The sequence below is a fragment of the Achromobacter ruhlandii genome (assembly GCF_902859695.1).
Taxonomy (GTDB): domain Bacteria; phylum Pseudomonadota; class Gammaproteobacteria; order Burkholderiales; family Burkholderiaceae_B; genus Achromobacter; species Achromobacter ruhlandii.
Window position 1 is genome coordinate 30,073 of record NZ_CADIJL010000028.1, and the last position, 21,214, is coordinate 51,286.

Below are 21,214 nucleotides of genomic sequence, written 5' to 3' on the forward strand. Positions count from 1 at the left end.
GGCCGCGTTGTTGCCACTCTCAGGAATTGCCCCGCCCATCATGCCCGACCTGGAACCAGACACCGTCTCCGCCCTTGAAGCCCCCGAATTCGCCCCTGCCCAGTTCGTCCGATGGTTCCGAGACGTCGCGCCCTACGTGCATGCGTTCCGAGGCAAGACCTTCGTGGTGGCGTTTGGCGGTGAGTTGGTGCAGGCCGGGGCGCTGAACGCGCTGGTGCAGGACCTGTCGCTGCTGTCGTCGCTGGGCATCCGCCTGGTGCTGGTGCACGGCTCGCGCCCCCAGGTCAATGAACAGCTGCGCCTGAAGGGCTTCACCCAGCAATTCGACCGCGGCCTGGCGCCCACCGACGCCGCCGCGCTGGAATGCGCCAAGGAAGCCGCCGGCGAGATCCGCCTGGACATCGAGGCCGCCTTCAGCCAGGGCCTGCCCAACACGCCGATGTCGCACGCGCACATCCGCGTCATTTCGGGCAATTTCGTCACCGCCCGCCCCACCGGCGTGCTCGACGGGGTGGACTACAAGCACACCGGCCAGGTGCGCAAGATCGACGTCGACGCGCTCAAGTTCGCCATCGAGAAGGGTTCGTCGGTGGTGCTGCTGTCGCCGCTGGGTTTCTCGCCCACCGGCGACGCCTTCAACCTGGCCATGGAAGACCTGGCCACCAGCGTGGCGGTGGCGCTGCGCGCCGAAAAGCTGATCTTCCTGTCCAGCGAACAGGGCGTGCTCAATGACGACGGGTCGGTCGACACCGAGCTGGCCCGGGTCGACGCCGACGCGCTGCTGGCGGCCGGCTCGCTGGACGAGGAAACCGGCGCCTACCTGCAATACGCGTCGCTGGCGGTCAAGCGCGGCGTGGCCCGCGCCCACCTGGTGCCGTTCTCGCTGGACGGCAGCGTGCTGCTGGAAATCTTCACCCACGATGGCGTCGGCACCATGGTGGTCGAAGACACGCTGGACGACCTGCGCCCGGCCACGCTGGATGACGTCGGCGCCATCCTCAGCCTGATCGAGCCGCTGGAAGCCGACGGCACGCTGGTGCCGCGCCCGCGCAGCGTGATCGAGCGCGACGTCGAGAACTTCACCGTGCTCGAGCACGACGGCGTGATCTACGGTTGCGCCACGCTGCACAACTTCCCCGAGGATCACATGGCCGAGATGGCCTGCCTGATCGTGCACCCCGAATGGCAGGGGTCCGGCGAGGGCGAGATCCTGCTGCGCCACATGGAATCGCGCGCCCGCGCCAGCGGCGCCAAGCGGCTGTTCGTGCTGACCACCCGCACTTCGCACTGGTTCATGAAGCGCGGCTTCGTGCAGGGCGGCATCACCGACCTGCCGCGCGAAAAGCAGAACAACTACAACCGCTCGCGCAACAGCCTGGTGTTCATCAAGAAGCTGTGATGCGGGCCCGCCCCCGCGGTTTTTTGGGGGCCCTACCCGCAGTGCCCGCAGGGGCTTGGCGGCCTTGTGGCGCCAAGCCCGCTAAAATGACGCATTACCCATTCTTTCCGGCAGCGAACCATGGCCCGTACCGTCAACTGTGTGAAATTGAAGCGTGAAGCCGAAGGGCTCGATTTTCCGCCCTACCCCGGCGAACTCGGCACCCGCATCTGGCAGAGCATTTCCAAGGAAGCTTGGGAAGAGTGGAAGCAGGTGCAGACCCGCCTGGTCAACGAAAACCGCCTGAACCTGGCCGACGCCCGCGCCCGCAAGTACCTGCAGCAGCAGATGGAACGCTTCCTGTTCGAGGACGGCAGCGTCGAAGCCCAGGGCTACGTTCCGCCCTCGGCCTGATGCCGCCGCGCCGCCATGCGCGGCACGCCTGCGAAGCCCCTCGTCCGCGAGGGGCTTCTTGCTTCTGGCCGGCCGCCGTGGCGCCGCCCGGGCCTGGCTTAAGATTCCGTCATTGCTGGCCGTATTAACGCTGTCATGAAAGAAGATCCGAGTTCCGCCTCTTCCTCCGACCTGCCCCGGATCATCCGGCGCGCGCTGGCGGTTGCCCCCGATCGCAAGCACGGCACGCTCAACGACGTGCGCCATGTCGTCATCCTGATGCAGGAAAACCGGTCATTCGACCACTATTTCGGCGGCCTGGCGGGGGTGCGCGGCTTTGCCGACCCGCATCCGGCGCCCACCACGGCCGGCGACGTCCTGACACAAGCCGACGGCGCCGAGCGCGCGCGGCCCTATGCGCTGCAGGGCGAGTACGCCAGCGACACGCCCGTGGGCTACATCACCCCGCATACCTGGGACGACGCCCAGCGCGCCTGGAACGATGGCCGCATGGACCAATGGCTGGTCGCCAAGCGCCGCCTCGGCATGGGCGCCTACCGCCCGGCCGAGGTGCCATTCCAGACGGCGCTGGCCAACGCCTTCACGCTGTGCGACGCCTACCACTGCTCGATCCAGGCAGGCACCAATCCGAACCGGCTGTTCCTGTGGACCGGCACCAACGACCCGCTGGGCCGCGCGGGCGGCCCGGCATTGGTCAACACTTTCGACCGCCTCGGGCCGGCCGACCAAGGCTACGGCTGGACCACCTACCCGGAACGCCTGCAGGCCGCCGGCATCGACTGGCGCATCTACCAGGACATGGCGGACAACTTCCACGACAATCCGCTCGCCGGCTTCCGCCAGTACCGCCGCCAGCACGATGCCGGCGGCGCCGACGCGCCGCTGCGCGACCGGGGCCTGTCCACCCACACCCTGGACGACCTGGCGCGCGACGTGGAACAGGGCGCGCTGCCGCAGGTCTCCTGGATCATCGCCCCCGCCGCCGACTCCGAACATCCCGAGGTCTCGTCGCCGCGCCAGGGCGGCGCCTACACCGAACGCGTGCTCGATATCCTGACGCGCAACCCGGCCGTCTGGAGCGGCTGCGTGTTCCTGGTCACCTACGACGAGAACGACTGCTTTTTCGACCACATGCCGCCGCCCGCCCCCCCGGCGCGCGACGCCGATGGCCGCTCCGGCGGCCTGTCCACCGTGGAACTGGACGGTGAATACCACGACACGCGCCACGGCTCCAGCGCGGCCACGCCGGACGATCCCCCGGCGCTGCATGGTCGCGCCTTCGGCATGGGTCCGCGCGTGCCGATGCTGGTGGTATCCCCCTGGAGCCGTGGTGGATGGGTCAATTCGCAGGTGTTCGACCACACCTCGGTGATCCGCTTTCTCGAAGCCCGCTTCGGCGTGGCCGAACCCAACATCAGCGCCTGGCGCCGCGCCGTGGCCGGCGACCTGACCTCGGCCTTCGATTTCGCCGGCGACCGCGCCGCGCTGCACGCCGACAGCGTGCGCCACGCCTGCGCCCTGCCCTATGCGCTGGAGGCCGTGGGCCGCATGACCGCCGACGGTGAACACTACCGCCTGACCTTCCGCAACCCCGGCACCGTGGGCGCGGTGCTGCATGTGTACGACCGCCTCGCGCTCGCGCGCGCCCCGCGCCGCTACACCATCGGCGCCGGCGCGCGGCTGGACGACGGCTGGCGCCTGGATGCCGAGGGCGCCTACGACCTGTGGCTGCTCGGCCCGGACGGCTTTCATCGGCGTTTTCGCGGCGACGCGCGGGATGCCGGCCTGCTGGAGGCGCAACTGGTGCCGGTAAGCTCGGGCGTACGCCTGCGGCTCGTCAACCACGGCGACACGCCCCTGCCCGTGCAGGTCGAATCGCGCATGGGCGATGGCTGGCGCGCCATGGCCCACGTGCAGGCCGGTGGCGCGCTGGAACTGAAGTACGCCGGCTGCGAGGGCTGGTACGACCTGGAGGTCGGCGCCCAAGGCCTGCCGGCCTTCGGCCGTCGCCTGGCTGGCCGCATCAACGCGGGCAAGTCCGGCGTGCCGGATCCGCGGCTGTGCCAGGGCGCCGAACTGCCGCTGTAGGCGCACGCGCAACGAAAAACCCCAAGCGCCGAGGCGTCTTGGGGTTTTTTTGTTGCCTGACGGCGGGCGACCGGCCGGCCGCGGCGATCAGTCGTCCTGTTCGGGGGTGTCTTCTTCGCCGCGCGCCAGGCGCTCGGTGTTCTTGACGCCGGTGTGGCGCACGTCGGCGCCCTTGACCATGTAGATCACGCGTTCGGACATGTTCTTGGCATGGTCGCCGATGCGTTCGAGCGCGCGGGCGATGAAGATCATGTCGATGGCGCGCGAGATCGTGCGCGGATCTTCGATCATGTAGGTGATCAGGTGGCGCAGCGCCCCCTTCCATTCCTTGTCCACTTCCTTGTCGCTGCGCACGACGGCGGCAGCCAGGATGGGATCGAGACGGGCGAAGGCGTCCAGCGCCTGGTGCAGCATGGTGCGCACGTTCGAGGCCATGTGGCGCAGCTCGATCACCGGGATGTGACGGACTTCCGATTCGTGGATGCGACGCGCCACCGTGGCCACTTTCTCGGCCTCGTCGCCGGAGCGTTCCATGTCGGTCAGCATCTTCGACACGGCCATCAGCATGCGCAGGTCGATGGCGGTGGGCTGGTGGCGGGCGAGGATGCGGCTGATGCTTTCGTCGATCTCCACTTCGTGGCGATTGACTTCCTTTTCGCGCTCGCGCACCTTTTCAACCAGCGTCAGGTCGCCGCTGGCCAGCGCGTCGATGGCCTCCTGGATCATGGCCTCGACCACGCCGCCCATTTGCAAGAATTGCGAACGGACGCTTTCCAGATCAGCGTCGAACTGCTTGTTTGTATGCTCCGTCATCCGGGCTCCCTGCGTGGTTGGTCTCATTGCATTGCCCCGATATGAAAGCGTTTCAATCAAGTATGGGCCTGCACAACCGGCAAGGTTATGACCCAAGTGTGACAGGATTATGAATCGCGGCCGGAGCGCCCGCAAGCGCGCGCGATCCGGCCCCTGGACGCACTCAGGCGCGGCGATCGAGGCGGCGGATGCCGCCCTGGGTGGCCAGCAGCGCCACGTCGGCGCCGGCGATGGCGAACAGGCCGCAGGTGACCACGCCCGGCAGGTTGTTGATGCGGGCTTCCAGGCCGGTGGCGTCGGTGATCGACAGGCCGGAGACGTCCAGGATGATGTTGCCGTTGTCGGTCACGAAGCCTTCGCGCAAGCGCGGCTGGCCGCCCATGGCCGTCATGGCGCGGGCCACCGCTTCACGCGCCATCGGGATGACCTCGATCGGCAGCGGGAACTTGCCCATGACATCGACCAGCTTGGATTCGTCGGCAATGCAGATGAAGCGGTCGGCCACCGAAGCCACGATCTTCTCGCGCGTCAGCGCGCCGCCGCCGCCCTTGATCATGTGCAGGTTGGCGTCGATCTCGTCGGCGCCGTCGACGTAGATCGGCATCGACGTCACGTCGTTCAGGTCCAGCACCTTCAGGCCATGGCCGGCCAGGCGCGCGGCGCTGCGCTCGGAACTGGCCACGGTGCCAGCGATCCGCCCCTTGAAACGCGCCAGGCCGTCGATGAAGAGATCGGCCGTGGAACCGGTGCCGACGCCGATGATGACATCGGGTCCGGCGACCTGTTCAACCAGTTCCAGGGCCGCGTCGGCGGCTTGTTGCTTGAGTTCTTGTTGCGAGAGCATGGCGGAGTGCGCAAAAAAGGTGGGTGAAGCCGGGAAATTTAGCATGCGGCCGCGGCGGGCCAGGCCCGCGCCAGCACCGCCGCCACGTCGGCGCCGGCCGCCAGCTCGCCGAACACGCCGCCCGCCGCGCCCAGCCGGCTGTGGACAAAGCCTTGCGCCACCGGCTCGGGCGCGTGCCGGATCAGCAGCGCCGCCTGCCACAGGCGCGCCAGGCCGCAGGCAATGCGACGGGCCTGGAACTCGGCCTGGGCCGCATCGGCCAGCAGCGCGCGCCAGCGCGCCAGCGCCGCATCGAATTCCGGGTAGCGGCCGCTGGCGGGCGCGAATTCGCCTTCCAGCGCCGGCAGCGCCTCGGGCTCGCGTTGCAGCGCGCGCAGCACGTCCAGCGCCATGACGTTGCCCGAGCCCTCCCAGATCGAATTGACCGGCGTTTCGCGGTACAGGCGCGGCATCGGGCCTTCTTCAATATAGCCGTTGCCGCCCCAGGCCTCCATGCATTCGGCCACCGCCGCGATCGCGCGCTTGCAGACCCACAGCTTGGCGGCCGGCGTGCCGACCCGCGCCAGGGCGCGCGCGCCGGCGTCGCCGCGCTCGTCCACCGCGCGCGCCAGGCGCAGCGCCAGCGCCTGGGCGGCTTCCGACTCCAGCGCGAGGTCGCCCAGCACATTGCGCATCAGCGGCTGCGCCAGCAACGGCTTGCCGAAAGCCTGGCGGTGGCAGGCATGGTGCAGCGACTGCACCAGGGCCTGGCGCAGCAACGCGGCGCTGCCCAGCACGCAATCGAGGCGGGTGGTGGCGGCCATCTCCAGCAGCACCGCCAGGCCGCGCCCGGGTTCGCCGACCATGACGCCCCACGCGTCCTCGAACTCGACTTCGGCGCTGGCATTGCTGTGATTGCCCAGCTTGTCCTTCAGGCGCCGGATGCGGACCGCGTTGCGCGGGCCATCCGGAATCCAGCGCGGCACCAGAAAGCAGCTAAGCCCCTCGTCGGTCTGCGCCAGCACCAGATGGGCGTCGGCCTGCGGCACCGAGAAGAACCATTTGTGGCCCACCAGCGAATAGGCGCAACCGCGCCCGATCGCGCCCAGCGGCGCGGCGCGTGTCGTGACCGCGCGCAGGTTGGAGCCGCCCTGCTTCTCGGTCAGGCCCATGCCGATCAGCGCGCCGCGCTTGCCGGCCAGCGGCGCGTCGGCGCCGTCGAATTCGCGCGAATAGAGCGCGGGCAGCCAGTCGCCGGTGTAGTCGATCACGCCCGCCGGCTCGCGTTGCAGCAAAGGCACGGCGGCAAAGGTCATGGTGGTGGGACACAGCGTGCCAGCCTCGACCTGGCCCTGCATCAGGTAGGCCGCCGCACGCGCCACCTGCGCGCCCGGCACCGGCTGGGCCCAGGCGCGGCTGTGCAGGCCGCGCGCCACGATGCCGCTCATCAACAATTGCCAGGCGGGATGGAAATCGACGTGGTCGATGCGATGGCCGGTCCGGTCATAGGCCTGCAGCCGCGGCGGATAGCGGTTGGCGTCGACGCCGGCGGCCAGGGTCTGGGCGCGGCCGAGCCAGGCCCCATGCGCGCCGAGGTCGCCGAGCCAGGCGCCGGCGCCCTCGCGGACCGCCGCCTCGCGCAACGCCGGGTCGGTCTCGAACAGCGAATAGTCCTCCAGGGGCGGGACCTGGTTGAGTACGGTGTGGGTCACGAACGACGGCATGCTGGCTCCTCTTCGTTGATGCGCCGTGCACCTCGGCGCGCCCCGCCCGCGGGTCTATCTGGCGATGGGCGCCACCCGCTGCCAGGGCCGCAGGGCCTCGACCTGGGCGGCCAGTTCCAGCAGCCAGGCCTCGCTGCCCAGCGGGCCCATGACCTGGATGCCGATCGGCAGGCCGTCGGCCGACAGGCCGAACGGAATGGAAATGGCGGGCATGCCCGTCAGGTTGGCCAGGGGCGCGAACGGCGAATAGCCGATCACGCCCTTCTTGCCCAGGCGATAGGCCAGGTAATCGGCGTTGTCCATCGCATAGCGGCCGATGGGCGCCGGCGGTTGCGCCAGCACCGGCGACAGGAACAGGTCGTGGCCCTGCGTGCCCTCGCGATGCAGGAAGCGGCCGATGCGGCGCGTGATCTCGTGGCAGGTATCGACGCAAGCCACGTACTGCGCGCCGGAAATCGCGCGGGCGTACTCGCGCGCGCCCAGCGTGGTCGGCTGCAATTCGTCCGCGGCAAGGCGACGATTGCGCGCGCCGACGAAGCTGTCGATGGCATTGGCGGCGGCGCTGGCGATCAGCGGCAGCATCGGCGACAGCACTTCCTCGGAACCCACCGGCGGCGCGGCCACCACCAGTTCGTGGCCCAGGCCGGCGAACAGGCGCGCGGCCTCGTCGACCGCCGCCGCGACCTCGGGATGGATCGCCTCGCCTTCGTAGGTGGTGTTGATATAGGCAATGCGGCGGCGCGGCGATGAGCGCGGATCGGCCGACACCCGCGCCACGATGTCGCGATAGGATTCGCCCGGCCTGGCCGGCGCCGCATAGGGCGCGCCAACGTCGGCGCCGGCGCTGATATCCAGCGCCGCCGCGCAGTCGCGCACCGACAGCGTCATCATGTGTTCGGTGGCCAGGCCGCCCCAGCCCTCGCCCTTGAGCGGGCCCAGCGGCATCATGCCGCGCGAGGGCTTCAGGCCCAGCACGCCGCAGCACGAGGCCGGGATGCGGATCGAACCGCCGCCGTCGCTGCCGTGGGCGATGCGCACCATGCCGCTGGCCAGCGCCGCGCCCGCGCCGCCGCTGGAGCCGCCAGCGCTGTGCCCGGCCTTCCAGGGGTTCTGGGTGGGCGCGCCGTAGACGGGCGATTCGCTGGTGGGGCTCAGGCCCAGTTCGGCGCTGGTGCTGCGGCCGAACGGGATCAGGCCGGCGCGGCGGTAGCGCTTGACGATCTCGGCATCGACGCTCCATTCCACCTGGCCGTACAGCACCGAGCCCATGGCGCTGGGCAGCCCCAGCGCGGCGGTGCCCAGGTCCTTCAGCAGCGTCGGCACGCCCAGAAACGGACGTTCGCGCAGCAGCGCCAGGCGTTGTGCGGAAGACAGGGTCGCCAGTTCATCGTCGAGCGCGCGCGCCAGGTCCAGGCCGAGTTCGGCACGCACGCCGCAGGCCGCGTTGATCGACGGGTTGCGCGCCGCCACCCGTTCCACCGCCTGCTGCATCGCGGCAAGCGCCGTCGTGGCTCCCTGGGCGATATCGGCGCCCAGCGCCATCGCGTCGAAGGAAGAGGAATCAACTCGGTCAGCCGTGCCCATGCTTACGATGCTCCAGATATCGACGGCGGAATGCCGCAAGTACGAGGATATCGACAGAGTGGCCGGGTCACAAGCCGAACCCGGCGGCCCGCGCGCGGATCAGGGGCCGGAACCGGACGCGGCGGGCGTCTCGCTGGCGGCCGGATCGTCCGCGCCATCGTCGACCGCCACGCCCTCGGCGCCCAGCAGGCGCAGCGCCTCGGCCTCGGGCAAGGCCTCGACGCTTTTCAGGTTGCGCAGCATGGCGCGCGTGCGCACCTCGGTCTGGCCGATCTTGCTGCTGGCGGTGTCCAGGGTTTTCTTGACGCCGGCCAGCGCGTCGCCGAACTTGCCGAACTCGGTCTTGACCGCGCGCAGCACCTGCCAGACCTCCGATGAGCGCTGCTCGATGGCCAGCGTGCGAAAGCCCATCTGCAGGCTGTTGAGCAGCGCCGCCAGGTTGCTGGGACCGGCCACGTTGATGCGCAGGTCGTGCAGGCGGTCCAGCAACCCAGGACGCCGCAGCACTTCGGCATACAGGCTTTCGGTCGGCAGGAACATGATGGCGAAATCGGTGGTGTGTGGCGGCGCCACGTACTTGTTGGCGATCAGCCGCGCCTGCAGTTCGACCGCCTTGCCCAGCGCGGCGCCGGCCGCCTTCACGCCCTCGGCGTCGGCGGCTTCCTGCGCATCCATCAGGCGCTCGTATTCCTCCTTGGGAAACTTGGCGTCGATCGGCAGCCAGACCGGCGCGCCGCCATCGCCCCGCCCCGGCAGGCGGATGGCGAACTCGACCACCGCGTCGCTGCCCGGCACCGGCTTGATGTTGGCGGCGTACTGCTCGGGGGTCATGTTGTCTTCGATCAGCCTTGCCAGCTGCACCTCGCCCCAGGTGCCGCGCGACTTGACGTTGGTCAGCACACGCTTGAGGTCGCCCACGCCGGCGGCCAGCGCCTGCATCTCGCCCAGGCCCTTGTGAACGGCTTCGAGGCGGTCCGATACCTGCTTGAAGGATTCGCCCAGGCGCTGCTCGAGCGTGGCGTGGAGCTTTTCGTCGACGGTGCGGCGCATGTCGTCGAGCTTGGCGCTGTTGTCATTCTGCAACGCTTGCAGGCGCTGATCGACCGTGGCTCGAACCTCCATCAGGCGCCGCTCGTTGATCTGGATCAGGCCCTGCAGCTGTTCGCCGAAACCGGCCGCGAAACGCGCCAGCGACTCGGCCGACTCGGCCCGCGCCGCCTGCGCATCGCGCGTCAGGGCGGCGCGCAGGTCGCCGTGCGACTGGGCCAGTTCCTGCCGCAGACCGCGAGTGGATTCGGCGAATTCGGCGCGCAGGCCGCGCTGGCTTTCCGCCATGTCGGCGCGCAGGGCCCGTTCGGTGCGCTCCAGGCCTTCCAGCAACGCATCGAGCCGGTCGTCGCGCGCCGGCCGCGACAGCCACGCCAGCAAGGCGATCAGGCAGGCCAGCACCGCGCCGCCGGCGGCAACCCAAAGCAAGACATCATTCGACAAAGTGGCCCCTTCAAAACGCCGCGCGCCCACGCCGGGCGCCTGAAATTATAGGACTGTGATCCGGCCCCGGTAGTCATCGGAAACGACTTCCCGGCCGCTTTAAAGGCGAAAAGCAAGCAACGGCATTAAACTGTTAACAACTTACCTATAACCTTAAAAACAGTTGAATACAGCTGATCTCCCAACGTTCTGTCCGCCCCCCGTAGCCTTCGACTCGGTCTTCGGCCCCTTGGATCTCGATGACGAGACGCCGGTCGCGATGGGGGGCGACCGCCACATCTTCCAGCACCCCCATGCCCCCTCCCTGCTGGTCAAGGTCATGGACATGCAGGCGCGCGCCGTCTACCTGGAAGCCCGTCCGTTCAAGCGCTGGTACAAGCAGTACCAGCGCGAAAGCGCATACCGCGTCTATCTGAACGAAATCACCGAATACGTCACCACCACCACGCGCCCGTCGGGCGTGTGGCAGGTGCCGATGGCGCGCATCCTGGGCGTGGCGCAGACCTCGCTGGGCCTGGGCCTGCTGGTCGAGAAGATCACGGACGAGGCCGGCAACATCGCGCCCACGGTGGCGGACCTGGCGCGCCAGGGCAAGATGAACGACACCTTGTCGGCACAACTGGACGAATTCGTCGAGGACCTGGCCGACGCCCACGTGGTGCTGCACGACCTGTCGCCGAGCAACATCGCCTGTGGCCTGAATGCCGACGGCAAGTCGGGACTGTTCCTGATCGACGGCTTCGGCGTGCTGCCGCTGGTGCCGGTATACGCCTGGAGCAAGCGCCTGAACCGCAAGCGCATCCAGCGCAAGTACGCCGACATGCGGGCCGCCATGGCCCGGCGCGCCCGCGAAGCGGCGCTCAGGGCGGCGAATCGGGCCGACGGCCCCAAGACCTGACCTGAATCGCTTCCTCAGGGCGGCCGCTTGAGCGGCGCTCCCTGGCGGTCCACCCAGTGATAATCGCGCCCCGCCACTTGCCCGCGGCGCAGGGGATTGCGGGTGCACCACGCCGCGTAGGCCGGATCGACGTAACGGTATTCCAGGTGTTCGTCGCGTCCGGCGGGAATGCCCAGCCGGGTAGTGCTGATGAGCACCTGGGGCGACTCGCCCACGTCCTCGACGTACAGCGCCTCGGGATCGAAGCGCCGCGCGTCCCAGTCCGGCACTTTCAGACCCAGCGCGCGGCACAGCAACGTCTGGCCGGCGCACAGCCGGCCCGGCGGCCGCGGCCGCCCCTGGGCATCGGGGTTCAGGGCCTGCATGCGGGCCAGCGCGTCGGGACCGGACAGGGCGTCGACCCAGGGATAGGCGGACTTGATCAGCACGGCATTGCCGGGACCGCCGGCGCTGAAGTTGAGCGAGTCGCCGCCGCGGGCGTAATACATGTAGACCACGCCGCCGTCCATGAACAGGGCGCGGCGCTTGTGGGTGTAGCCGAGCGAGGCGTGGCTGCCCTTTTCTTCCAGGTAGTAGGCCTCGGTCTCGATGATGCGCGCCGACAGCCACAGGCCGTCGACCCGATGGCGCACCACCTTGCCCAGCAGTTCGCGCGCCAGCTGGCGCGCATCGCGATTGAAAAAGGCATCGGGCAACGCCTTGCCGGCGCCGCGCGATGCCTTGTCGGCCCTGGCCGCCACGGGATCAGGCGAAGCGTTCGCCGTAACGCTTTTCGCTGAAACCGACGCCGACCTCGCCATCGGGCGTCACCGCCACCGGGCGGCGCACCAGCGCCGGGAACTCGGCGATCAGCTTGGTCCACTGGGCGTCGGTGCTGGCCGTCTTGCGCTCGTCCGGCAGGTTGCGCCAGGTCATCGAGGCGCGGTTGACCAGCTTTTCCCAGCCGCCGAGCTGGCCGGCCCATTCCTTCAGGGTGGCCGCCGGCACCGGATGATCGCGATAGTCGATGAACTGGTGGTCGACACCGTGCGCGGTGAGCCACTCGCGCGCCTTGACGCAGGTGCTGCACTTGGTCAGGCCATACAGGGTGGTTTGCTTCATTTGGGTTCGGACTCCTTGCGCCATTGCATGCGGTTGGCCAGGATGACGCAGGTGCCCACCGCCAGGATGAACAGCGTCGCCAACGCATTGATCTCGGGTTTCAGGCCCAGCCGCACGCGCGAGAAGACTTCCATCGGCAGCGTGCTGGAGCTGGGGCCGGACAGGAACGACGCCAGCACCACGTCGTCCAGCGACAGCGTGAAGGATAGCAGCCAGGCCGAGGCCAGCGCCGGCGCGATCAGCGGCAGCGTGATCTTGAAGAACACGGTGATGGGCGTGGCGCCCAGGTCCAGCGCGGCCTCTTCGAGCGAGCGGTCGAGGTCGCGGATGCGGGTCTGGATCACCACCGCCACGAAGGCCATGCACAGCGTCACGTGGCCGACCCAGATGGTGAAGATGCCGTTCTCGGCCGGCCAGCCGAGGTGGCCGCGCAGTTCCACGAACATCAGCAGGAGCGAGATGCCCAACACCACTTCGGGGATCACCAGCGGCGCGCTCAGCATGCCGACGTACAGCGCGAAGCCGCGGAAACGGCCCATGCGCCCCAGCACGTAGCCGGCCCAGGTGCCGATGATGACGGCCGCGGTGGCCGTCATGGCGGCAATGCGGAACGACAGCCAGGCCGCGCGCAGCAGCGCATCGTCGTTGAACAGCGAGTGGTACCAGCGGAACGAGAAACCGGTCCAGGAAGTGACGGCGGGCGACTCATTGAACGAGAACACCATCAGGCTGATGATGGGCACGTACAGGAAGAAGTACCCCAGTCCCAGCACCACGGCGCGCAAGGTCTTGTTGGGACCGTTCATTTGCGGCCTCCGCTGGCCAGTTCCTGCTGCTTGACCTGGTTGTACTGGAACAGCGCCAGCGGCACCAGCAACAGCAGCACCATCACGCAGGTCACCGCCGAGGCCATCGGCCAATCGGTATTGTTGAAGAACTCGTTCCACATGACGCGGCCCATCATCAGCGTGTTGGCGCCGCCCAGCATTTCGGGGATGACGTATTCGCCGACCGCCGGGATGAACACCAGCATGGCGCCGGCGATCACGCCCTGGCGCGACAGCGGCACGGTGATCTGCCAGAACGCCTGCCATGGCTTGGCGCCCAGGTCGTAGGCGGCTTCCAGCAGGCGCAGGTCCATCTTCACCAGCGTGGCGTACAGCGGCAGGATGAAGAACGGCAGGTAGGCATAGACCATGCCGATGTACACGGCCAGGTCGGTGCGGTAGATCTCCAGCGGGCTGGAGATGATGCCGAGCCATTGCAGGAAGTTGTTCAAGAGGCCGTCGTTGCGCAGGATGCCGACCCAGGCGTACACGCGCAACAGCAGCGAGGTCCAGAACGGCAGGATCACGCCCAGCAGCAGCAGGTTGCGCACGCGCGGCGACGAGCGCGCGATGTAGTACGCCATGGGATAGCCGATCAGCACACAGGCCAGCGTGGTGATGGCGGCGATCTTGACCGAGCTGAGGTAGGTGGCGAAGTACAGGCTGTCGGTGAACAGCAGGATGTAGCCGCGCAGGTGCAGGCTGAACTGCACCGCCTCGTCCTTGAATTCGGCCAGCGAGGTGTACGGCGGAATGCCGAACTTGAGCTCGGCGAAGCTGATCTTGAACACCAGCAGGAACGGCACCAGCAGGAACAGCACCAGCCAGGCGAACGGCGGCACCACCGCCAGCGCCCGGCCCGAGGGCAGCCAGTCGCGGGGCGAGAAGCGGCTCATGACGCCAGCACCGTCGCGCTGTCGGCGTCCCAGCTGACGAAGATGTCTTCGTCGATGCCCGGGGCGTCCAGTTGGGCCAGTTGCAGGCTGGGCACGCTGGCCTCGACCATGGCGCCGGAGTCCAGGCGGATCTGGTAGAGCGCGTAGCTGCCCATCCAGGCCATGTGGCTGACCATGCCGTGGGCCCAGTTGTAGTCGCCCGTCGGCTGTTCGCGCGACACCACCATGCGCTCGGGGCGGATGGAGACGTGCACGTCCATGCCCAGCGGCTCGCTGACGCCGTGGCTGACGTACAGCGGACGGCTCAGTTCGGGGCTTTCGATGGCGACGTGGTCGGGTTCATCGACCACGATGGTGCCGGTGAACATGTTGGTCGAGCCGATGAAGCTGGCGACGAAGCGCGAGTTGGGGAAGGCGTAGACATCCTGCGGCGTGCCGCACTGGACGATCTGGCCCTCGGTCATGACCGCCAGGCGGTGCGCCATGGTCATGGCCTCTTCCTGGTCGTGCGTGACCATGATGCAGGTCACGCCGACCTGCTCCAGGATCTTGACCAGCTCGATCTGGGTCTTCTGGCGGATCTGCTTGTCCAGCGCCGACATCGGCTCGTCCAGCAGCAGCAGCTTGGGCCGCTTGACCAGGCTGCGCGCCAGCGCCACGCGCTGCTGCTGGCCGCCGGACAGCTGATTGGGCTTGCGGCGCGAATAGCCGGCCATCTGCACCAGGTCGAGCGCCTCGAACACGCGGTCGTGGATCTCGGCGCGGTCCACGCCTTCCTGCTTCAGGCCGAAGGCCACGTTGGCCTCGACCGTCATGTGCGGGAACAGCGCGTACGACTGGAACATCATGTTAACCGGCCGCCGGTACGGCGGCACGCTGGTGATGTCCTCGCCATCGAGCAGGATCTGGCCCGAGGTGGCTTCCTCGAAACCGGCCAGCATGCGCAGCAGCGTCGACTTGCCGCTGCCGGAACTGCCCAGCAGCGCGAAGATCTCGTTGCGCTTGACCGAGAGATTGACGGAACGGACGGCGACCACGTCGCCGAAGATCTTGACCACGTCGGCGACGCGGACGAACTCGTCCGGATCGGCCGCATGCTGCGCCGAGTAACGGCTATCGCTCATGATGCTCAGCGCCCCGACTTCAGCTCGGCCCACATGCGCGTCTGCAGGCGCTGGATGTTCAAGGGCTGGGCCTTGATGACATACAGCGACTTGGAGACCTCGGGCGACGGGTAGATCATGGGGTTGTCGGCCACGTCCTTGACCACGTACTTGCGCGCCTCTTTGTTGGCGTTGGGGTAGAACATGGTGTTGGTGATGGCGGCGTGCACCTGCGGCGTCTCGATGTAGTTGATGAACGCCAGGGCCTCTTCCGGATGCGGCGCGTCCTTCGGGATGACCATCAGGTCGAACCAGGCCGGGGCGCCGCCCTTGGGAATGAAGTAGTTCACTTCATACGGCTTCTTGGCCTCCTGGGCGCGCTTGCGGGCGATCATGACGTCGCCCGAGAAGCCGTAGACCATGCACAGGTCGCCCACGGCCAGCTCGTCGATGTAGCCCGAGGAGCTGAACTGGCGGATGTACGGGCGGATCTGCTTGAGCACGTCCAGCGCGGCCTTGTAGTCGTCCGGGTTGGCGCTGTTGGGGTCCTTGCCCAGGTACTTGAGCACCGCCGGGAACACCTGCGCGGCCTCGTCCAGCATCGAGATGCCGCATTCCTTGAGCTTGGCGGCGTTCTCGGGCTTGAAGATCATGTCCCAGTTGGCCAGGTCGACGTTGTCGCCCATGATCTGCTTGACCTTGGTGACGTTGTAGCCCAGGCCGTTGGTGCCGTAGCCCCACGGAATGGCGTATTCGTTGCCGGGATCGACCGAGGCGACCAGCGCCATGACGTCGGGATCCAGGTACTTCCAGTTGGGGATCTTGGACTTGTCCAGCTTCTGGAACAGGCCGGCCTCGATCTGGCGCGAGGCGTAATGCGTGGACGGGACAACGACGTCGTAACCCGATTTGCCGGCCAGCAGCTTGGCCTGCAGCGTGTCGTTGCTGTCGTAGACGTCGTAACGGACCTTGATGCCGGTTTCCTTCTCGAAACCCGAGATCGTGTCCGGGGCCGTGTACTCGGCCCAGTTGTAGACGTTGACGACCTTGTTCTGCGCCATCGCCGCCGACGTGGCTGCCGCGACCAGCATCGTCCCCAGCGCCCAGCGCATTCCCGCCCGTAGTTTCATTACCAGCCCCCCAGCGATATGCCGTAAGTTACAGGAGTACCAAAAGGCGGAATCATAAAGCCTTTTAGCGCTGGCCTGCCCAACTTTACCGGGAGATTTAGCGTAATTTGGCGCAATTGGGCCCGGATCAGGCCCGTGGCGCGGCCCACCTCAGGGCTGTACGCCGACCCCCCAGGCGGTCCAGTAGCTATCGCGCAGTTTGAGCCAGAAACGCTCGCCTTCCTCCCCGGCCACCTTGACCAGGGAGCGGCGCAGGCGTTCCAGGTTGCCCTGGCGCTGGCGGTCGGACAGGCCGCCCTGGGTGCCGCGGTCGAAATCGATCAGCCAGACCCGGCCGTCCGAGCCGATCAGGATGTTGAAGGCGTTCAGGTCGGCGTGCCAGACGCCGGCCCGGTGCATGCGCACGATGGCCTCGGCCACCGGCTGCCACAGGGGTTCGGCCAGCGCCTGGGCCAGCGGCCGCACGCCCGGGATGCGCTCGACCACGATGGCGGCGCGGTAGGTCGGGCCCTGGCGCCAGTAGGCCGCGGCCAGGGGAGCCGGCACCGGCAGCCCCTGGGCGCGCATGGCGGCCAGCAGGCGGAACTCACGGAAGCTGCGGGTGCGGGCCTCGCCCGCCCACAGATAGGTGTCGCGGCTGAGCTTGGCGATCAACCCGCCGCGCCGGTAGCGCCGCAGCACGCCCTGCCAGCCCGGCCCCTGCACGAACCACGCCGCCTGGCGGCCGCCGGCGTCCACCGGCCGGGCGCGCTCGCCATAGTGGGCCGGGTTGAACAGTTCGGGGCCGGATTCGCCCAGGCGCGGATCGGCCAGCATGGCGCCGGCCAGCGGCGCCGGCCAGCGGTGGCGCCGGGCGCCGGAGGGATCCCGCTCAACCTTCACGGTTGCGCATCCAGTCGGCCACGCCGAAGAACGATTGCAGCAGGCGCTCGACCAGGGCGGGGTCGATGCCCTCGTCCTCCATGGCGCGGCCCATGCAGGCCACCCATTGGTCGCGCTCGATCTCGCCGATCGAGAACGGCAGGTGCCGCGCCCGCAGGCGCGGATGGCCGAAGCGCTCTATATAGTGGTCCGGGCCGCCGAAATAGCCGCACAGGAACCAGAACAGCTTGTCGCGGGCCTGGTCCAGGCTGGGGCCATGCGCGGCGCGCAGTTCCTTCAGGTCCGGCTCCATGTCCATCAGGTCATAGAAACGGTCGACCAGGGCGCGCACGCCGGGCTCGCCGCCCAGGAGATCGAAAATGCTGCGGGAGGTTTCCACGGGTTCGGCAGGGGTTTGGACGGAAGTCGTCATCAGGTTTCTCTCAGGGTGACCAGCGGCGGGGTGCGCAGCACGCCGCGCAGCGCCAGCGCGCCACCGGCCCAGGCGCCGAGCATACCCGCGCCGACCCCCACCAGCCAGGGCCAGAGGCTGAGGGTAATCGTGAAATCGAACACCTGGGTTGATAAAACCCAAGCGATCGCGCTGGCGCCGGCCGCCGCCAACAGGCCGGCCAGGCCGCCCACGGCCCACAGCTCGATGCGCTGCGAACGCGCCAACTGGCGCCGGGTGGCGCCCAGCGCGCGCAGCACCGCGGCTTCGCGCATGCGTTCGTCGCGGGTGGCGGTCAGCGCGGCCGACAGCACCAGCACGCCGGCCGCCAGCGTGAACAGGAACAGCAGCTGCACCGCGCGGCCGACCTCATTGAGCACCGACTGCAGCTGTTGCAGGATGGCGCCCACGTCGAACACCGTCAGGTTCGGGAACTGCCGCACCAGCGCGGGCAGCACCTGGGCCTTTTCCGGCGGCAGGTAGAAGGACGTGATCCAGCTTTGCGGCATGTCGGCCAGGGTCTCGGGCGTGAGGATGGCGAAAAAATTGACGCGCATCGTATCCCAATCCACCCGCCGGGTGCTGGAGACGGCCACCTCGAACTGCTGGCCGGCCACGTCGAAGGTCATCTTGTCGCCCAGCTTGATGCCCAGGGTCTTGGCCAGGCCCGACTCCAGCGACACCTCGGCCGAACCCGGCTTGAGCCAGCGGCCCTGCTCGATGCGGTTGGACGACGGCATCTGCTCGCCGTAGGACAGGTTGAATTCGCGGTCCACCAGGCGCTTGGCGCGCGGTTCCTCGTAGTCGTCCGGTCCCACCGGCTTGCCGTTGACGGCGATCAGGCGGCCCCGCACCATCGGCGACAGCACGATCTGGCCCAGCCCCTCGCGGGTCAGCGCGTCGGTCACGGCCTGGCGCTGGTCGGGCTGCACATTGATGAGGAAGCGGTTGGGCGCGTCCGGCGGCAGCGTGCGCTGCCAGCCCTGGATCAGATCGGTGCGGGTCATGGCCAGCAGCAGCAGGGCCATCAGGCCCACCGCCAGCGCGCACACCTGGGTGATGGTGGCGGCGCGCCGGCGCACCACGCCGGCCAGCGCGAACCGCAGCGCCGGCAGGCCGGCGGCCAGGCCGCGCAGGCGCGCCAGGCCCAGGATGCAGAGCCAGGCCACCAGCGCGAACAGCGCGAACGCCCCCAGGAACCCGCCCGCCACCACGCCGCCCAGCTTGGCGTCGCCGGCGAACCACCAGATCAGCAGCGCGAAGCCGACCGCGCCAACGCCATAGCCGAGCGCGCTGCGGGCGCTGATGACGTCGGCGTCGCGCCGCAGCACCCGCGCCGGCGGCACGTGGCGCAACTGCGCCAGGGCCGGCAGGGCGAAGCCCAGCAACAGCAGGAGGCCGGTCAGCAGCCCCTGCAGGGCCGGAATGGCCGAGGGCGCGGGCAGCGTCGTGTCGATCAGCGTGCCCAGCAGCATCACCAGCACCTGGTGCACCGCATAGCCCAGCAGGCAGCCCGCCGCCGAAGCGAACAGGCCGACCAGCGCGAATTCCAGGGTCAGCATGCGCGAGACCTGCGACTGCACCGCCCCCAGGCAGCGCATCACGGCGATGCCGTCGCGATGCCGGGTCATGTAGCGGCCCGCCGCCAGCGCCACCGCCACCGCCGAGATCAGCACCGCCAGGAGCGCCACCAGCGACAGGAAGCGCTGCGCCCGGTCCAGGGTGCGGCGCACCTCGGGCCGGCCCGATTCCAGCGTGGCGACCTTCTGGCCGCGCTTGAGATTCTGGCCCAGCCAGGCCGAATAGCCGGCCACCGCGTCCGGCTGGCCCGCCACCAGCAGGGCGTAGCCGATGCGGCTGCCGGGCGCGATCAGCCCGGTGGCCGGCAGGTCGCTGGCGCGCAGCATCACCCGCGGCGCGACGTTGACGAACTGCATGCCGCGGTCCGGCTCATAGGTGATGACCCGGTCGATGCGCAGGTGGGCGTCGCCCACGTTGAGGGTGTCGCCGACCTTCAGGCCCAGCAGCGACAGCAGTTGGCCGTCCACCCAGACCGCGCCCTCGGGCGGAATGTCGCGGGTGGGACCGTCGGGATTGAACGGCGCGTCGGTCACCCGCAGGGCGCCGCGCAGCGGATAGCCCGGTTCGACCGCCTTCAGGGCCGCCAACTGGGCGCCGTCGCCGGCGCTGACCATGGACGGGAACTGCCAGGTATTGGAGACGGACAGGCCCCGCTCGCGGGCCTGATCGAGAAAGGCCGCCGGCACCGGTTCGTCCGCGTCCAGCACCAGGTCGGCGCCCAGCATCTGGCCCGCGTCGCGCTCCAGCGCCCGGCTGACCCGGTCGGCCAGGAAGCCGACGCTGGTGACGGCGGCCACCGCCACCACCAGGGCCAGCACCAGCAGCCGCAGCTCGCCGGCGCGGGCGTCGCGCATCATCATGCGGGCGCCCAGCGCCAGGGTGGTCCAAAAGCCGGGGCGCCTGGCCCGTGAGACATCAGGGAAATCCATCATCTGCCAATGTTAACCAACGGCCGGAATGGGGGCCGAATCCCGCTATCATGCGCGAAGCGCCTTGCGGCGCCGCACACCCACTGAAAAAAATACCGAATCCCTGGAGAAGACAATGCGTAAATCCTGGCTCGCGGCCACGATCCTGGCCGCCTGCGCGGTCGCCGCGCCCCTGGCCGCCTCGGCCCAGACTCCCCTGAAGATGGCCTATGCCCTGTCCACGTCGTCGCACTATGGCGCCGGCGCCGACGCCCTGGCCAAGTCGATCGAGGCGTCCAGCAACGGCAAGTACAAGGTACAGCAATTCGCCAACAGCGCGCTGGGCGGCGAACGCGAGGTGATCGAAGGCCTGCAGATCGGCACCATCGACCTGGCCATCGTCTCGACCGGCGCCACCCTGAACTTCGTGCCCGAGACCGGCGTCTTCGACATCCCCTTCCTGCTGCGCGACCTGCCACATGCGCGCAACGTGCTCGACAGCAAGATCGGACAGGATATGCTGGCAAAGTTCCCCAGCCGCGGCATCATCGCGCTGGCCTGGGGCGAACAGGGCTTTCGCCATCTGACCAACAACGTGCGCCCGGTCAAGACGCCGGCCGACGCCAAGGGCCTGAAGATCCGCACCACGGAAAACCCGATCCACATCACCGCCTTCCGCCAGATCGGCATCCTGCCGACCCCGATGGCCTGGCCGGAAGTGGCCACCGCCCTGCAGCAGGGCACCATCGACGGCCAGGAAAACCCGCTGTCGGTGATCACCTCGGCCAAGCTGTCGCAGATGCAGAAATACTTGTCGCTGACCGGCCACGTCTACGGCCCGGCGCTGGTGCTGATGTCGGCCAACGTCTATGACGGCCTGTCGGCCGACGACAAGGCCAAGTTCGACAAGGCCGGCAAGGAATCGGCCCAGGCCATGCGCGCCTACGTCGACAACATCGAGAAGACCGGCGTCGAGCAGCTCAAGAAGGAAGGCATGCAGGTCACGGAAGTCGACCGCGCCGCCTTCGCCGCCGCCGTCGAGCCGGCCTACCCCGAGTACTACAAGAAGTTCGACAAGAAGCTGATCGACTCGATCCGCGACACCAAGTAAGCGCAAGGTCGGCGCGGCCGCGGACGGCGGAC

Annotated in this window: 19 protein-coding genes; 5 read left to right on the forward strand and 14 right to left on the reverse strand. The window is 68.6% G+C overall.

The window, feature by feature from the left end; translation table 11 throughout:
* Positions 1-40: 40 nt before the first annotated feature.
* The 3 genes from argA to HV742_RS25035 all read left to right on the forward strand — a co-directional run bounded on the left by argA (position 41) and on the right by HV742_RS25035 (position 3,880).
* Complete coding sequence (gene argA / locus HV742_RS25025; RefSeq protein ID WP_059269702.1) at positions 41-1,399, forward strand: amino-acid N-acetyltransferase; 1,359 nt, start codon at positions 41-43, stop codon at positions 1,397-1,399.
* A 120-nt stretch (positions 1,400-1,519) separates the two neighbouring features.
* Positions 1,520-1,792 carry an oxidative damage protection protein gene (locus tag HV742_RS25030; RefSeq protein WP_006384045.1) on the forward strand — a complete coding sequence of 91 codons (273 nt, stop codon included), beginning with the start codon at positions 1,520-1,522 and terminating at the stop codon, positions 1,790-1,792.
* A gap of 135 nt (positions 1,793-1,927) precedes the next feature.
* The gene (locus HV742_RS25035) at positions 1,928-3,880 is read left to right on the forward strand and encodes a phosphocholine-specific phospholipase C (RefSeq protein WP_175146648.1); all 1,953 of its coding nucleotides are present in this window, start codon (positions 1,928-1,930) and stop codon (positions 3,878-3,880) included.
* An 87-nt stretch (positions 3,881-3,967) separates the two neighbouring features.
* Here HV742_RS25035 and phoU read toward each other — a convergent pair whose 3' ends face one another.
* From phoU to HV742_RS25060, 5 genes are all read right to left on the reverse strand, one after another.
* A complete protein-coding gene (phoU, locus tag HV742_RS25040) occupies positions 3,968-4,693 on the reverse strand; it encodes a phosphate signaling complex protein PhoU (RefSeq protein WP_049072639.1) in 726 nt (241 codons plus the stop codon).
* A gap of 163 nt (positions 4,694-4,856) precedes the next feature.
* Complete coding sequence (gene rpiA / locus HV742_RS25045) at positions 4,857-5,537, reverse strand: ribose-5-phosphate isomerase RpiA (RefSeq protein ID WP_049072638.1); 681 nt, start codon at positions 5,535-5,537, stop codon at positions 4,857-4,859.
* A 38-nt stretch (positions 5,538-5,575) separates the two neighbouring features.
* Positions 5,576-7,240 carry an isovaleryl-CoA dehydrogenase gene (locus HV742_RS25050; RefSeq protein ID WP_175146649.1) on the reverse strand — a complete coding sequence of 555 codons (1,665 nt, stop codon included), beginning with the start codon at positions 7,238-7,240 and terminating at the stop codon, positions 5,576-5,578.
* Between the two features lie 54 nt (positions 7,241-7,294).
* Positions 7,295-8,824, reverse strand: coding sequence for an amidase (locus HV742_RS25055; RefSeq protein WP_054418333.1), 1,530 nt, complete (start codon positions 8,822-8,824; stop codon positions 7,295-7,297).
* Between the two features lie 99 nt (positions 8,825-8,923).
* The gene (locus HV742_RS25060) at positions 8,924-10,300 is read right to left on the reverse strand and encodes a DNA recombination protein RmuC (RefSeq protein ID WP_407061280.1); all 1,377 of its coding nucleotides are present in this window, start codon (positions 10,298-10,300) and stop codon (positions 8,924-8,926) included.
* A 178-nt stretch (positions 10,301-10,478) separates the two neighbouring features.
* Here HV742_RS25060 and HV742_RS25065 point away from each other — a divergent pair, with 178 nt between their 5' ends.
* Positions 10,479-11,213 carry a PhoP regulatory network YrbL family protein gene (locus HV742_RS25065; protein WP_100509485.1) on the forward strand — a complete coding sequence of 245 codons (735 nt, stop codon included), beginning with the start codon at positions 10,479-10,481 and terminating at the stop codon, positions 11,211-11,213.
* Positions 11,214-11,227: 14 nt separating this feature from the next.
* Here the strand turns inward: HV742_RS25065 and HV742_RS25070 are convergent, their stop codons facing one another.
* The 9 genes from HV742_RS25070 to HV742_RS25110 all read right to left on the reverse strand — a co-directional run bounded on the left by HV742_RS25070 (position 11,228) and on the right by HV742_RS25110 (position 20,095).
* Positions 11,228-11,908: a DNA-3-methyladenine glycosylase gene (locus HV742_RS25070; RefSeq protein WP_236747607.1), complete on the reverse strand. Its 681-nt coding sequence runs from the start codon at positions 11,906-11,908 to the stop codon at positions 11,228-11,230.
* A 49-nt stretch (positions 11,909-11,957) separates the two neighbouring features.
* A complete protein-coding gene (locus HV742_RS25075; RefSeq protein WP_049072630.1) occupies positions 11,958-12,314 on the reverse strand; it encodes a Spx/MgsR family RNA polymerase-binding regulatory protein in 357 nt (118 codons plus the stop codon).
* Positions 12,311-13,120, reverse strand: coding sequence for an ABC transporter permease subunit (locus tag HV742_RS25080; protein ID WP_006384055.1), 810 nt, complete (start codon positions 13,118-13,120; stop codon positions 12,311-12,313). The genes HV742_RS25075 and HV742_RS25080 overlap by 4 nt, the downstream gene beginning before the upstream one ends.
* Complete coding sequence (locus HV742_RS25085) at positions 13,117-14,037, reverse strand: ABC transporter permease subunit (protein WP_049072628.1); 921 nt, start codon at positions 14,035-14,037, stop codon at positions 13,117-13,119. Before HV742_RS25085 ends, HV742_RS25080 begins: the two co-directional genes overlap by 4 nt.
* Complete coding sequence (locus HV742_RS25090; protein WP_049072627.1) at positions 14,034-15,161, reverse strand: ABC transporter ATP-binding protein; 1,128 nt, start codon at positions 15,159-15,161, stop codon at positions 14,034-14,036. The genes HV742_RS25085 and HV742_RS25090 overlap by 4 nt, the downstream gene beginning before the upstream one ends.
* A gap of 5 nt (positions 15,162-15,166) precedes the next feature.
* On the reverse strand, positions 15,167-16,270 hold the full coding sequence (locus HV742_RS25095) for a polyamine ABC transporter substrate-binding protein (protein WP_049072626.1): 1,104 nt from the start codon (positions 16,268-16,270) through the stop codon (positions 15,167-15,169).
* A gap of 150 nt (positions 16,271-16,420) precedes the next feature.
* On the reverse strand, positions 16,421-17,086 hold the full coding sequence (locus HV742_RS25100) for a 3-deoxy-D-manno-octulosonic acid kinase (protein ID WP_254601246.1): 666 nt from the start codon (positions 17,084-17,086) through the stop codon (positions 16,421-16,423).
* A gap of 55 nt (positions 17,087-17,141) precedes the next feature.
* Positions 17,142-17,564: a group II truncated hemoglobin gene (locus HV742_RS25105; RefSeq protein ID WP_080977355.1), complete on the reverse strand. Its 423-nt coding sequence runs from the start codon at positions 17,562-17,564 to the stop codon at positions 17,142-17,144.
* Complete coding sequence (locus tag HV742_RS25110) at positions 17,564-20,095, reverse strand: ABC transporter permease (protein WP_059269694.1); 2,532 nt, start codon at positions 20,093-20,095, stop codon at positions 17,564-17,566. Before HV742_RS25110 ends, HV742_RS25105 begins: the two co-directional genes overlap by 1 nt.
* Positions 20,096-20,207: 112 nt before the next feature.
* Here HV742_RS25110 and HV742_RS25115 point away from each other — a divergent pair, with 112 nt between their 5' ends.
* Entirely contained in the window at positions 20,208-21,182 is a 975-nt protein-coding gene (locus tag HV742_RS25115; RefSeq protein WP_100504329.1) for a TRAP transporter substrate-binding protein, read from the forward strand.
* Positions 21,183-21,214 lie beyond the last annotated feature (32 nt).

Excerpts from the sequence above, each read along its gene's own strand:
- phoU (WP_049072639.1), bottom strand. The coding sequence starts at position 4,693 with ATGACGGAGCATACAAACAAGCAGTTCGACGCTGATCTGGAAAGCGTC.
- HV742_RS25090 (WP_049072627.1), bottom strand. The coding sequence starts at position 15,161 with ATGAGCGATAGCCGTTACTCGGCGCAGCATGCGGCCGATCCGGACGAG.
- HV742_RS25085 (WP_049072628.1), bottom strand. The coding sequence starts at position 14,037 with ATGAGCCGCTTCTCGCCCCGCGACTGGCTGCCCTCGGGCCGGGCGCTG.
- HV742_RS25115 (WP_100504329.1), top strand. The coding sequence starts at position 20,208 with ATGCGTAAATCCTGGCTCGCGGCCACGATCCTGGCCGCCTGCGCGGTC.
- HV742_RS25055 (WP_054418333.1), bottom strand. The coding sequence starts at position 8,824 with ATGGGCACGGCTGACCGAGTTGATTCCTCTTCCTTCGACGCGATGGCG.
- HV742_RS25080 (WP_006384055.1), bottom strand. The coding sequence starts at position 13,120 with ATGAACGGTCCCAACAAGACCTTGCGCGCCGTGGTGCTGGGACTGGGG.
- rpiA (WP_049072638.1), bottom strand. The coding sequence starts at position 5,537 with ATGCTCTCGCAACAAGAACTCAAGCAACAAGCCGCCGACGCGGCCCTG.
- HV742_RS25075 (WP_049072630.1), bottom strand. The coding sequence starts at position 12,314 with ATGAAGCAAACCACCCTGTATGGCCTGACCAAGTGCAGCACCTGCGTC.
- HV742_RS25110 (WP_059269694.1), bottom strand. The coding sequence starts at position 20,095 with ATGATGGATTTCCCTGATGTCTCACGGGCCAGGCGCCCCGGCTTTTGG.
- HV742_RS25030 (WP_006384045.1), top strand. The coding sequence starts at position 1,520 with ATGGCCCGTACCGTCAACTGTGTGAAATTGAAGCGTGAAGCCGAAGGG.
- argA (WP_059269702.1), top strand. The coding sequence starts at position 41 with ATGCCCGACCTGGAACCAGACACCGTCTCCGCCCTTGAAGCCCCCGAA.
- HV742_RS25095 (WP_049072626.1), bottom strand. The coding sequence starts at position 16,270 with ATGAAACTACGGGCGGGAATGCGCTGGGCGCTGGGGACGATGCTGGTC.
- HV742_RS25100 (WP_254601246.1), bottom strand. The coding sequence starts at position 17,086 with ATGCTGGCCGATCCGCGCCTGGGCGAATCCGGCCCCGAACTGTTCAAC.
- HV742_RS25035 (WP_175146648.1), top strand. The coding sequence starts at position 1,928 with ATGAAAGAAGATCCGAGTTCCGCCTCTTCCTCCGACCTGCCCCGGATC.
- HV742_RS25105 (WP_080977355.1), bottom strand. The coding sequence starts at position 17,564 with ATGACGACTTCCGTCCAAACCCCTGCCGAACCCGTGGAAACCTCCCGC.
- HV742_RS25050 (WP_175146649.1), bottom strand. The coding sequence starts at position 7,240 with ATGCCGTCGTTCGTGACCCACACCGTACTCAACCAGGTCCCGCCCCTG.